Genomic DNA, 14001 nt, shown 5'->3' on the forward strand with positions numbered 1-14001 from the left:
TTTATTAACTATTTCCTTTCAAAAACATATCTTCTAACTCTTCCCGATAATCTTCAATAAGTATAGGTGCATCATCTATAAACTCAACTACATTGTCTCCAATTTCATCAAACATTTTCTCATTTATATTATCGATTACAATTGCTGCCATTAAGTGATTTTCTTTAAGATACTTCTTTGGATCTTCTCCATTTAAAAGCATTATTACTGTGGTTACTTCTTCCTTACTTAAACCATAATCTTCTTTAACATTATCTACAGAATTCTCTTCAACCTGAGTCTTCTCTTCTTGTTCAGCTTTAAGCTCTTCTTCGGTCAACAAGCTATCTCGGGTATCTGCAGCATCTTCTCTAATCATAGATAATTGAGATAAATTAATTTCTAGTTCAGGATGATTTAGCTTCTGTTCTTCTATTTGATATTCTTTTATTCCATCTTTAATCGCCTGAAGATAATGTTTTTCAATTTTTCTAGGCTTTAAGTCTCTTCCTAAATGAAAACTTTGTCTTACTTCACGATCAACTTCATGCAATAAATTTCCTACAATACTTTTTTGACCAGCTAATCCCCAATAAGATTCACAATACCAAGTTTTCTTTTCTTCATCATAAAAATACTTTCTAATTTGATCAACTTCATAACTATTCGTTTTTGAAATCAAATTATGATTAAAAACAGCAGCAGCAAAAAGCTGAACTGTCATTTGATTTTTATACGCAATGTAATTAGTAAAAAAATCAAATCCATCTTGTCTCAAATCTAAAATTTGCTGCCAAATTAAAGCCAATAAATGTTCAAATTTTTCTTCATCCTTTTTATATAAAGGACAATTAGTAATTTTATAGTTCGATAGGCTTATTAAACTAGTAACAACTTCATGTTCAGAAAAGTTTTGCGGATATAGTAATTGTTCATACTTTTTATCTTTATCGCGTTCCTTAATAAATGAGTCATAAGTTTTCGAATCAATATTATAAAAAATAAGATAATCACGAATCCATCTTTCAATATAAGCCCCCATTTCTGAAGAAAATTTTTGAGCATAATTTTTATTAAAATTAATTAGCCCCTCTAATCCTTCTTGCGAATTTTTAACTCCAATTCCATTCAGTAGTTCATATAAATATATATAAGCATATGAATCTGAAGTTTTTTCATAAATATTGTGTCTTATTTTCGTTCGCCAAGTAAAGTATGTTCGAGCCTGTCCCACAGTTAAGTCATGATACGTTGGATAATATCTTAAGAATGATTGCTTTCGATCATAGTCATCTTCATAATCAGCCATTAATTTCCCCTGAGAATAAAAATTTTGTTCTCTTCTAATAGCTCCATTTAATAAATACTGATACGACTTAATCATTTCTTTAATTTCTTTAGGTACAGATTGAGTTTCTTCAAAATTTAAATCAATTTTATCTTCAGTAAATTTATTTTTTTCTTCAACAAAACGTGACGATTTTTTCCAATTCTTAAAATTTAATTTTTGTTCATGATATACATTTTCTTCATCATTTTGATTGACATCAGGAATATAAATTAATTTTTCTGGATTATTCTTTTTATTTGTCATTAATACAACTTTAAAAGCATATTCCAACGCTTGCTTTATTTTTTGCTCGCTTAAAAGCAAACTAACTTCAACCCAATTATCATCTTTCACTAAAGAAGCAGTTGAAAACCCAGGCAGATCTTTAATTGTTGCCGAAAATTCACCACAATTAAGATTTAATTTTTTACTTTTAGGGTCTAAATTTAAAATAGCAAACCATTTTTTAGTAATCGGTGAACTAAAAGCAATTATGTTAGCGTTATTATTAACTTTACTAATACTGTTTCTTCCAAAATGTCTTATCGCGTAGCTCAACAGTTCATCGGTATTCATGGCTCTATCTCCTTTCGAACATACATTCTACTATATTTTCTTCGTCCTAGCCATTAAGCCATAATAAAAAGCACTGAGATCTCTAAAATTTCAGTGCAGTTATTTAACTATAAATAATCTATTTTACTTGGTTAATAACATTAATTGCATTAGCTTTTGCATGTGCCAATAATTATGGTTCACATGCGCCTTGAGCAGCTAAATAAAAAAGTTATCATTTCGCGCTCTTTATCATCTAACCCTTTTCCAGTGTAATAATCTCCAAAACAGCTATCTACTAACCATCTATTAATAATTCCTTTTTTAGCAAAATCTTTCATTTGTGGACCAAACAGTCTCATTTGAGTTTCTTCGCCTTTTTCAAGACGATTATCCATTGTAGTAGTGGCTTGCCTTGACAAAGATAATTTCACACCACGTTCAAATAATATATTATTCATTACTTTAAAAAATGGCATTACCCGTCCTAACCCTAGATAATCTATTGCTTGATAAACAACTTCCTTTGCTTCTATAGGGCTGACAACATTAGACAAGGCAACTGGAAACATTAAGCAAAATTCTTCTAGTCCTTGCATCCCCAATAAACATGCTAAATTAGAAAGTAACTTTTTTTATTTGGTAAGGCAACATCATCTTGTACTTCTTCAAAAGTAAAATGACTAATTCTTTCCCATACATCTGGATCATTTTCTTTTAAAAGTTTTTCATGAGTATTTTTTGCATTTTCTCTAAACATTAATTCCACGCTTCATTCTTATAAATGCAGCCACATCAAATGAAAATTACTGTATATTTATGTAGAAATATACAGTTAAAGCATGAAATAAAAATAACGCATATACTATCAGCTAATTTCATTTAATTAAATAATTGTACTTAAGTTTATAATATTATTAGATATTTCAAACCTATACGGTTATTTCATAAAATAACGCCTTATTCTTGAAACTATCCTTATTAGATTTTATAATAAGGATGATTAAGTTAATAGAAAGATTTTAGGAGGTATATTGTTATGACAGATTATGCAAAAAGAGAACTCAAAGCATTAGATAGAATCGCTAAGAAGATTTCAGATGCAGAAGGTCACTTAACAAAGATTGAAGATAGTATTGATGATAAGAAACATCGCACCGCTCAACACGAAACAATTAAGGATATTAAATCAATTCTTAAGCACGCAAGAAAAGTCGACAAAGACGAAGACAAGATCGAACAATTCAAGGGTGAAGGTCCTAAAGATTCAACCGAAAATCACTACGTCTATGAACAAGAAGAAGAACCTGTTATCAACGATTTAAAGAAAGACTTTGAAGAATTAGATGACAAGCTTGCTAAATTAAACGACTTCAACGGTGGTGACATTGATGCCTTTAGAACCGAACATCACTATCTTGAAAAGGCTCAAGACATCTTGAAGAAAGCCGGTAAGTTAAACTAATTTATAATCGATAAATTAAATATTTAATTTACATACACATTAAGAAAAGTGTCTGGGGAAAAACTAACTTCTAGACCATAATAAAAGGACAATCAAAATTCTCAATTGAGTTTTGATTGTCCTTTTTCCTTTTAATTAAACAAAAATGGTCTTCTATCTTCTGTTCCAAAACATGAAGGCTATTCCGACATCTGTTTCAACTTTCTTTTTGCCTCTTATATGTGTTCTGCACATACCAAATACGTTCTTCAAATGCCAAAAAACTGGCTCTACGTCATATTTTCTCATGCCGTAGATAGGTTCGCTTTGAAGAACTTTTTTGTTTTTTCTTTTAAATATTGCCAATTAGGATTATAGCGTACTTGACGCTGGCTATAATATTTGAAGTTGAATCTAACGCCAAGATGATCAATGTAATAATTCATCTTTTTCACTGTAGTACCAATTGCTCAGCTTGGATGGATCATTTTTATACTTTCTGTCTTGTTCTTTTTCATACATAGTGTAGGGAATAAAATACTTCTTATTTAGTGCCATCAATAAAAATGGTCTCTTCATTGATTAGCCCCTCGATTAGCCCCTCATCCACCAATAGATTGGTAAAGTAGATAAAGCTCTTCTTCACCAATTCATTGGCATGGCTGCTGGATCTGAAGTTATTGATAGTATGATATGAAATCTTTTGCTGGTCAGCCAAAAGCATCAGCTCAATCTTTCTGCCTGAAAATACTCTTCTAGAATTGAATCCACAAACCAGCTGATAGCATTAGCTAAGTGATTGCTGGGAATGGCAAAATCTAAATTGAGTGTTAAAGCAATTTGACCTGTGTTATAATCTTTGTACATACTAGTTTCCACCTTTTTGTTTTTATTTTGTGGTGATTTGATGATATCAAGGAAGAAACTAAAAGTATAGAAAAAGAACGATGAAATCCAAATGGAAATCATCGTTCTTTTTTATGGTCTAGGAGTTAGTTTTTTCCCAGACACATTTTATGTGCGAATTCATATTAATATTTCAAATGAGGTATGAGAAAAAGAGTTAAGCTTCAATTCCCTTTCCTGCATAAGTTTCTTTCATTAATCCCTTAATTTCACTAATTAATAAAGCAGAAGGATTAGTTACAACATTTTGATCACCATAAGCTTCAATAGCCATATTTTCAATCTTATTATTGAAATCTGTTTCATTAACTCCATTAGCTTTAAGACTTAACTTCATTCCTACGCCATGACCTAGTTCAACAACCTTCTTAATTAAGGCATCAACTAATTCTTGAGTAGTGTCTCCCTTTAAACCTAAACTACGTGCAATTTCTGCATAATCTTTATCTGCTCTAAAAGTTGAATAATGCGGACGCATAGCAAGTTTTCTAGGCTTCTTAGAATTAAATTTAATTACATATGGCATTGCAATTGCATCACTTAAGCCACTTGGAACACCAAATTCAGATGATTCAGTATGAGCAATTGCATGACCTACTCCTAAGAATGCATTTGCGTATGCCATACCAGCCAGGGTAGCAGCATTGTGCATTCTACTTCTTGCACTTTGATCACCATTATATGACTTCTCTAAGTTTTCAAAAATCAATTTAATAGCTTCCATTGACCAACCACGAGTAAAGTCAGTGGCCATTGTTGAAACGTAACTTTCAACTGCATGAGCTAATGCTTCAAACCCTGAACGAGCAATCAATTCTTTAGGCATAGTTTCTACAAATTGGTCATCAACAATTGCAACATCTGGATTTAAAGAATAATCACAAAGAGTATGTTTAATACCCGTTTTAGTATCTTTAATAATTGAAAATGGAGATACTTCTGAACCAGTACCCGAAGTAGTTGGAATACATACTAATTGAATGGCATTATATTTTGGAAATCTTACTGTTCTTTTTCTAATATCTAGAAATTTTGAATAAGCATCTTCAAAACTCATATCTGGATTTTCATAAAATAAACGCATTGCCTTGGCAGCATCCATTACTGAGCCACCACCAACAGCAATAACTACATCAGGCTTAAAGATATTCATTCTATGAACTCCATCAGCAATGATATCGGTATCTGGATCTTTAGTTACTGCTTGAAAAACTTCATAGCTCTTTTTACCACGACGTTGACTAATGATATCAGTAATTTCATTAATATATTTACTTGCTACGCCTTCATCAGTCACAATGAAAAATCTTTCAACATCTGGCATATGCTTTAGATAATTTGCCGCATTATGTTCGAAATAAGTTTTCTTCGGTACCTTAATCCATTGCATATTGTCACGACGTTTTGCAACTGTCTTAATGTTTAGCAAGTCTCTAGCACCAATATTATGTGAGAATGTGTTTGCACCATAAGATCCAGTTCCTAAAGTAAGTGAAGGAAGCATATTATTGTAAAGATCACCAACACCACCAACTGAAGCCGGAGAATTTACCAAAATACGACATGCATCCATCTTCATTGAAAAGTCATCAATTACTTTTTCATCTTGAGAATGAACACCAGCAGTATGACCACGACCGCCATAGTTTAGAAGATCAGTACAAATCTTGTAAGCATCTTCGTGATCCTTAGCTTTATACATAGTAAATACTGGAGAAAGTTTTTCAGCAGATAAAGGATACTTTTTACCTACTCCCTTATATTCAGCGATAATTACTTTAGTATCTTCTGGTACATCTACACCACATAATTTTGCAATTTGATAAGCAGAACGACCTGCAACAGGACCAGCAACTGTTCCTCTCTTAGGATCAATGAATTTCTCTTCAAACTTCTTAATTTCATCTGGCTTCAAGAAGTAACAATTCCAAGACTTGAATTCTTCCTTTACCTTATTGTAAATATCTTCATCTACTACAACAGAGTTTTCAGAAGAACAAATCATTCCATTATCAAAAGTCTTAGATAAAACAATATCATATACAGACTCCGGAATATTTGCAGTCTTTTCAATATATGATGGACCATTACCAGGACCCACACCAATAGCAGGTTTTCCTGATGAATAAGCAGCCTTAACCATTCCAGGACCACCAGTAGCCAAAATAGTTTGAACGTTTGGATGGTTCATTAACGTACTAGTTGCTTCAAGGCTAGGATATTCAATCCATTGAATAGCATCCTTAGGAGCACCGGCTTTAATTGCGGCTTCACGAATAATTTCACCAGTTTTAACACAACTCTTTTGTGCTTGTGGGTGAAAACCAAAAATAATAGCATTTCTAGTCTTTAATGCAAGCATAGCCTTAAAAATTACAGTTGAAGTTGGGTTAGTAACAGGTGTTACACCAGCTATAACACCTTTTGGTTCTGCAATTTTAATTAATTGCTTTTCTTTATCTTCTTCAATCACGCCAACCGTTTTTTCATGACGAAGACTGTTCCAAATATTTTCGCTAGCAAACATATTTTTTATAGTCTTATCTTCCACTACTCCACGGCCAGTTTCTTCAACTGCCATCTTAGCTAACAAATAACTGTTTTGTTCACCAGCACTTGCAATAGCCTCACAAATTTTATCAACTTGTTCTTGATTAAAATTAGTCATTTCATCCAAGGCATTATGTGCCTTTTCAACATAGCTATTAATCATTTTATTTACATCGATTGCTTTATTTTCTTTTTCAGCCTTTTTATCTTGCACCATCTATTGGGCCTCCTACTCGGAAATCTAGGCATTTTTTATGAACAATCACAGTATAGCGCCTCTCTTAAACGTTTGTAAATGACTTTGTGCACTTTTTTACAAATTCACAATATGATTAAAAGTAAGAAATAACTATTTTCAGTAATGTTAACGATTTCATTTTTACTAATATTGAAAAATATTTCACAACTAATTTCTTAACTCAAATCCTATAAAAAATATTAAAAACTATACAATTTAGCAGTTATCATAGATTTTTATGTTAAAATTTTAATAAACTATGAAAGGAGTTTTATATTTTAATGTCAAAAAATAGCTCAGAATCATCTGAGGTTAAAACTATGAAACGTAGTTTAACGAATGCCCATATTCAACTAATTGCGTTGGGAGGGACAATTGGAACTGGGCTTTTTCTAGGTGTCGGCAACAGTATTGAATTAGCAGGTCCTGCTGTAATTTTTATTTACTGTCTAGTAGGTTTTTTTCTCTTTCTTTTAATGAGAGCATTAGGAGAATTGATACTCTCGGATATTAATAAAAATACTTATATTGATTTTATTAGCGAGTATCTTGGAAAGAGTGTTGGAACTACAACTGGATATTTATATTGGTTCAGTTGGCTGACATTGGCCATGGCAGAAATTACTGCTTTAGGAATTTATTTTCAGTATTGGTGGCCACACCTACAAAGTTGGATTCCGGGATTAATTACTTTATTGGTTTTACTAGCAATTAATCTTATCTCAGCCCGTGTTTTTGGAAATCTCGAATTTAGTTTTGCAATTATAAAAATTGTTACTATCATTGCATTCGTTATTCTTATGTTCTATCTCTTGATTACAAATGGAACAACCAAGTACGGTCATGTAAGTTGGCAAAATATGGTAGTCGATGGAGGTATATTTGCAAAGGGACCAAAAGGTTTCTTATTAGGATTTCAAATGGTAATTTTTAGTTTCATTGGCGTTGAACTAATTGGATTAACTGCGGCTGAAGCTAAAGAACCTAAAAAAACTATTACTCGTGCAATCGATCAATTACCAGTTAGAATTATTTTATTCTATGTTCTAGCAATTCTTAGTATTTTATTGGCTATACCGTGGGATAAAGTTTCAACATCCAGTTCACCATTTGTTCAAGCATTAGGTGCAACTGGAATTAAAAATGCAGGTTCCATTATTAATTTCGTGGTAATAAGTGCTGCTATTTCATCAACTAATAGTTTTATCTATAGCGCTGGCCGCTTATTATTTTCAATAAACTATAAGAGTAAGAATAAGATAAGTAAGCATTTAGGGAAATTAAACCATCGTCAATTACCTAAAAACGCTTTAATATTTTCAACAATTTTAATTGCATTAGCTCCATTATTAAATTTCTTTTTAAAAGACGCTTTCACATTTATTTCTGCAACAGCAACAAGTATGTTCTTAGTAATTTGGTCGATAATGATTATTACCCATATGACATATAGAAAGAAAACGCCTAAACTGGAGCTCCCTTCATTTAAAATGCCACTTTATCCTTTATCTGATCTAGCAGTATTGCTTTTCTTTATTTCGATGATTATTGTATTACTAATTTTTCCAAATTACCGTATTCCAATGATAAGTGCAGGGATCATCTTTATAATCTTAGTTTGCATTACGCATTTTATACAAAAAAAGACAAATTGATTTTTTAGTCTCTAGTTTTATTTAACTAGAGACTTTTTTAATATCAAAAATAAAAACTATACAAAGAAAAAGGAAGAATAAAGTCTTCACTTCATTCTTCCCTTTTCTCTATCCTTTAAACTCCGGCTGTCAGACTCGAACTGACGACAACCTGATTAACAGTCAGGTGCTCTACCAACTGAGCTAAGCCGGAATATTAAAAAAGAGCACGGCGACTACCTACCCTCGCAGGCAGTTTCCCACCAACTACTCTCGGCGTTAAGAAGCTTAACTTCTGTGTTCGGCATGGGAACAGGTGTATCCTTCTTGCCATCGCCACCGTACTCTTTCTTGAGCTTTTACACTCAAAACTGAATATAATCTTCTGCTCTAAACCTTTGAGCTTTGGTCAAGTGCTCGACTGATTAGTACTAGTCCGCTCCACATATCACTATGCTTCCACTCCTAGCCTATCTACCTCATCGTCTTTAAGGTGTCTTACTGCTTACGCATCGGAAATCTCATCTTGAGGGGGGCTTCGCACTTAGATGCTTTCAGCGCTTATCCCTTCCATACATAGCTACCCAGCGATGCCTTTGGCAAGACAACTGGTACACCAGCGGTATGTCCATCCCGGTCCTCTCGTACTAAGGACAGCTCCTCTCAAATTTCCTACGCCCACGACGGATAGGGACCGAACTGTCTCACGACGTTCTGAACCCAGCTCGCGTGCCGCTTTAATGGGCGAACAGCCCAACCCTTGGGACCGACTTCAGCCCCAGGATGCGACGAGCCGACATCGAGGTGCCAAACCTCCCCGTCGATGTGAACTCTTGGGGGAGATAAGCCTGTTATCCCCAGGGTAGCTTTTATCCGTTGAGTGATGGCCTTTCCATGCAGTACCACCAGATCACTAAGCCCGACTTTCGTCCCTGCTCGAGGTGTACCTCTCGCAGTCAAGCTCCCTTATACCTTTACACTCTGCGAATGATTTCCAACCATTCTGAGGGAACCTTTGGGCGCCTCCGTTACATTTTAGGAGGCGACCGCCCCAGTCAAACTGCCCACCTGACACTGTCCTCCAGAACGCTCAGCTCTGTGAGTTAGAGGATCCATCAAACAAGGGTAGTATCCCAACATTGCCTCCGGTAAGACTAGCGTCCTACTTTCTCTGGCTCCTACCTATCCTGTACATGTTTAACAAATACTCAATATCAAGCTACAGTAAAGCTCCATGGGGTCTTTCCGTCCTGTCGCGGGTAACCCGCATCTTCACGGGTATTATAATTTCACCGAGTCTCTCGTTGAGACAGTGCCCAAATCATTACACCTTTCGTGCAGGTCGGAACTTACCCGACAAGGAATTTCGCTACCTTAGGACCGTTATAGTTACGGCCGCCGTTTACTGGGGCTTCAATTCAAACCTTCGCTTTCGCTAAGCTCTCCTCTTAACCTTCCAGCACCGGGCAGGTGTCAGCACCTATACGTCATCTTACGATTTTGCAGATACCTGTGTTTTTGATAAACAGTTGTTTGGGCCTATTCACTGCGGCTGATATTTTACTATCAGCACCCCTTCTCCCGAAGTTACGGGGTCATTTTGCCGAGTTCCTTAACGAGAGTTCTCTCGCTCACCTGAGTGTTCTCCACTCGACTACCTGTGTCGGTTTGCGGTACGGGTAAAATTGTTCTGGCTAGAAGCTTTTCTTGGCAGTGTGACATCATGACCTTCGCTACTTTTATTTCGCTCCGCGTCACAGCTTGAAATCTAAAGACAAGCATTTGACTCATCTTTTTCTTACTGCTTGCACATGTATTTCCAGCAACATGCGTCATTAGCCTCCTGCGTCCCTCCTTTGCTCTTATCGAACAATTTCAGTACAGGAATCTCTACCTGTTGTCCATCGGCTACGCCTCTCGGCCTTACCTTAGGTCCCGACTTACCCTGGGCGGACGAGCCTGCCCCAGGAAACCTTAGTCTTTCGGCGGATAGGATTCTCACCTATCTTTCGCTACTCATACCGGCATTCTCACTTCTAAGCGCTCCATTAGTCCTCTCGATCTAACTTCGCCGCACTTAGAACGCTCTCCTACCACGCATATAATATATGCATCCACAGTTTCGGTACTATGCTTAGCCCCGGTACATTTTCGGCGCAGCGTCACTCGACTAGTGAGCTATTACGCACTCTTTAAATGGTGGCTGCTTCTAAGCCAACATCCTAGTTGTCTACGCAACTCCACATCCTTTCCACTTAGCATAGATTTGGGGACCTTAACTGGTGATCTGGGCTGTTTCCCTTTCGACTACGGATCTTATCACTCGCAGTCTGACTCCCGTGCATTGATATCTGGCATTCGGAGTTTATCTGGATTCAGTAACCCCTGACGGGCCCCTAGTCCAAACAGCGCTCTACCTCCATTATCATTCACACGAGGCTAGCCCTAAAGCTATTTCGGAGAGAACCAGCTATCTCCAAGTTCGTTTGGAATTTCACCGCTACCCACAACTCATCCCCGCGATTTTTAACTCACGTGGGTTCGGTCCTCCAGCGTGTTTACCACGCCTTCAACCTGGTCATGGGTAGGTCACTTGGTTTCGGGTCTACGTCATGATACTCTTTCGCCCTCTTCAGACTCGCTTTCGCTCCGGCTCCGTCTTTTCTGACTTAACCTTGCACCATAACGTAACTCGCCGGTTCATTCTACAAAAGGCACGCCATTACACTTTAATGTGCTCTGACTACTTGTAGGCACACGGTTTCAGGTTCTTTTTCACTCCCCTTCCGGGGTTCTTTTCACCTTTCCCTCACGGTACTGGTTCACTATCGGTCACTAGTTAGTATTTAGCCTTGCGAGATGGTCCTCGCGGTTTCAATCGGGATTCCTCGTGTCCCGACCTACTCAGGATCCTGCTAAGTCTCTCTGCAATTTCGCTTACGGGGCTTTCACCCTCTCTGGCTTATCTTTCCAGATAATTCTGCTATCACTTCAAGTACTATATCGCAGTCCTACTACCCCAACTGGCAAGCCAGCTGGTTTGGGCTCTTTCCTGTTCGCTCGCCGCTACTTGGGAAATCGATTTTTCTTTCTCTTCCTGCAGCTACTTAGATGTTTCAGTTCACTGCGTCTTCCTTCATTAGCCTTAACAGCTAATGATAATACCTCTCGGTATTGGGTTCCCCCATTCGGATATCTCCGGATCACTGCTTACTTACTGCTCCCCGAAGCCTTTCGTGGTTCGTCACGTCCTTCATCGGCTTCTAGTGCCTAGGCATTCACCATGCGCCCTTTTCTACTTGACCTATTTCAAGTTGAGTTTCTCTCTCTTCTCGGTCGCTCTTCAATCTGTTTTCTTCGATTGTCTCGGTTTTTTGCTTTAGATTATATTCAGTTTTCAATGTACTAACTCTTGAGGTATTACCCTCAAAACTAAACAAAGTTTCTCAGTGTGCTTCCGCTTGGCTTTCTCGATGACTTCTCTTAGTGCTCTCGCACTCTCCATCATCTTTCGCCTTCCTTAGAAAGGAGGTGATCCAGCCGCAGGTTCTCCTACGGCTACCTTGTTACGACTTCACCCTAATCATCTGTCCTACCTTAGACGGCTGACTCCTATAAAGGTTATCCCACCGGCTTTGGGTGTTACAGACTCTCATGGTGTGACGGGCGGTGTGTACAAGGCCCGGGAACGTATTCACCGCGGCGTGCTGATCCGCGATTACTAGCGATTCCAGCTTCGTGTAGGCGAGTTGCAGCCTACAGTCCGAACTGAGAACGGCTTTAAGAGATCCGCTTGCCTTCGCAGGTTCGCTTCTCGTTGTACCGTCCATTGTAGCACGTGTGTAGCCCAGGTCATAAGGGGCATGATGACTTGACGTCATCCCCACCTTCCTCCGGTTTGTCACCGGCAGTCTCATTAGAGTGCCCAACTTAATGATGGCAACTAATGACAAGGGTTGCGCTCGTTGCGGGACTTAACCCAACATCTCACGACACGAGCTGACGACAGCCATGCACCACCTGTCTCAGCGTCCCCGAAGGGAACACCTAATCTCTTAGGTTTGCACTGGATGTCAAGACCTGGTAAGGTTCTTCGCGTTGCTTCGAATTAAACCACATGCTCCACCGCTTGTGCGGGCCCCCGTCAATTCCTTTGAGTTTCAACCTTGCGGTCGTACTCCCCAGGCGGAGTGCTTAATGCGTTAGCTGCAGCACTGAGAGGCGGAAACCTCCCAACACTTAGCACTCATCGTTTACGGCATGGACTACCAGGGTATCTAATCCTGTTCGCTACCCATGCTTTCGAGCCTCAGCGTCAGTTGCAGACCAGAGAGCCGCCTTCGCCACTGGTGTTCTTCCATATATCTACGCATTCCACCGCTACACATGGAGTTCCACTCTCCTCTTCTGCACTCAAGTTCAACAGTTTCTGATGCAATTCTCCGGTTGAGCCGAAGGCTTTCACATCAGACTTATTGAACCGCCTGCACTCGCTTTACGCCCAATAAATCCGGACAACGCTTGCCACCTACGTATTACCGCGGCTGCTGGCACGTAGTTAGCCGTGACTTTCTAGGTAATTACCGTCAAATAAAGGCCAGTTACTACCTCTATCTTTCTTCACTACCAACAGAGCTTTACGAGCCGAAACCCTTCTTCACTCACGCGGCGTTGCTCCATCAGACTTGCGTCCATTGTGGAAGATTCCCTACTGCTGCCTCCCGTAGGAGTTTGGGCCGTGTCTCAGTCCCAATGTGGCCGATCAGTCTCTCAACTCGGCTATGCATCATTGCCTTGGTAAGCCGTTACCTTACCAACTAGCTAATGCACCGCAGGTCCATCCAAGAGTGATAGCAGAACCATCTTTTAAACTCTAGACATGCGTCTAGTGTTGTTATCCGGTATTAGCATCTGTTTCCAGGTGTTATCCCAGTCTCTTGGGCAGGTTACCCACGTGTTACTCACCCGTCCGCCGCTCGCTTGTATCTAGTTTCATTTAGTGCAAGCACTAAAATCATCTAGGCAAGCTCGCTCGACTTGCATGTATTAGGCACGCCGCCAGCGTTCGTCCTGAGCCAGGATCAAACTCTCATTTTCCTTTTTGAAAATGAGCTTTTTATCGTTTAGCTCTAAAACTTTCTTTGAGTTATCTCAAATTTATTGCTTGCGAATTGACTTCGCTTTTGTTTGGGATTTTTATATCCCGCACACTTTCAGCGAAACTTTGTTCAGTTTTCAAGGTACTACCGTTGTCTCGTGACAACTTTTATATTATATCATGTCTTTTGAGTTTTGACAAGAGCCTTTTTAATTTTCTCATCTCTCTCAAATGACAGCTTTATAATATTATCATCTTTCGCTCGCT

General features: G+C 38.1%; 4 protein-coding genes, 1 tRNA gene, 3 rRNA genes and 2 pseudogenes. 2 read left to right on the plus strand and 8 right to left on the minus strand.

The features are described from left to right. Nucleotides 1–4: 4 nt before the first annotated feature. On the minus strand, nt 5–1885 hold the full coding sequence (locus H1A07_RS07560) for a TerB N- and C- terminal domain-containing protein (protein ID WP_210144856.1): 1881 nt from the start codon (nt 1883–1885) through the stop codon (nt 5–7). A gap of 175 nt (nt 1886–2060) precedes the next feature. Next, nucleotides 2061–2624, minus strand: a pseudogene (locus tag H1A07_RS07565) (carboxymuconolactone decarboxylase family protein); the annotation flags it as partial. A 279-nt stretch (nt 2625–2903) separates the two neighbouring features. Here H1A07_RS07565 and H1A07_RS07570 point away from each other — a divergent pair. Continuing rightward, the gene (locus H1A07_RS07570) at nt 2904–3329 is read left to right on the plus strand and encodes a hypothetical protein (protein ID WP_094495778.1); all 426 of its coding nucleotides are present in this window, start codon (nt 2904–2906) and stop codon (nt 3327–3329) included. Between the two features lie 162 nt (nt 3330–3491). Here H1A07_RS07570 and H1A07_RS07575 read toward each other — a convergent pair. Both H1A07_RS07575 and adhE read right to left on the minus strand, forming a co-directional pair. Beyond that, nucleotides 3492–4175, minus strand: a pseudogene (locus H1A07_RS07575) (transposase); the annotation flags it as partial. Nucleotides 4176–4371: 196 nt separating this feature from the next. Beyond that, the gene (gene adhE, locus H1A07_RS07580) at nt 4372–6981 is read right to left on the minus strand and encodes a bifunctional acetaldehyde-CoA/alcohol dehydrogenase (protein WP_210144857.1); all 2610 of its coding nucleotides are present in this window, start codon (nt 6979–6981) and stop codon (nt 4372–4374) included. Nucleotides 6982–7283: 302 nt separating this feature from the next. Here adhE and H1A07_RS07585 point away from each other — a divergent pair, with 302 nt between their 5' ends. Further along, nucleotides 7284–8657, plus strand: a complete 1374-nt coding sequence (locus H1A07_RS07585; protein ID WP_210144858.1) for an amino acid permease — start codon at nt 7284–7286, stop codon at nt 8655–8657. A gap of 120 nt (nt 8658–8777) precedes the next feature. Here the strand turns inward: H1A07_RS07585 and H1A07_RS07590 are convergent. The 4 genes from H1A07_RS07590 to H1A07_RS07605 all read right to left on the minus strand — a co-directional run bounded on the left by H1A07_RS07590 (nt 8778) and on the right by H1A07_RS07605 (nt 13733). Next, nucleotides 8778–8850, minus strand: a tRNA-Asn gene (locus tag H1A07_RS07590). 13 nt (nt 8851–8863) lie between these two features. After that, nucleotides 8864–8980, minus strand: a 5S ribosomal RNA gene (gene rrf, locus H1A07_RS07595). A gap of 61 nt (nt 8981–9041) precedes the next feature. Next, nucleotides 9042–11941: ribosomal RNA gene (locus H1A07_RS07600) — 23S ribosomal RNA — on the minus strand. 219 nt (nt 11942–12160) lie between these two features. Then, nucleotides 12161–13733: ribosomal RNA gene (locus tag H1A07_RS07605) — 16S ribosomal RNA — on the minus strand. Together the 16S, 23S and 5S rRNA genes with 1 tRNA gene alongside form the textbook arrangement of a ribosomal RNA operon. Nucleotides 13734–14001: the final 268 nt, after the last annotated feature.

Origin of the sequence: Lactobacillus taiwanensis, assembly GCF_017894345.1 — a bacterium.
GTDB classification, from domain to species: domain Bacteria; phylum Bacillota; class Bacilli; order Lactobacillales; family Lactobacillaceae; genus Lactobacillus; species Lactobacillus taiwanensis.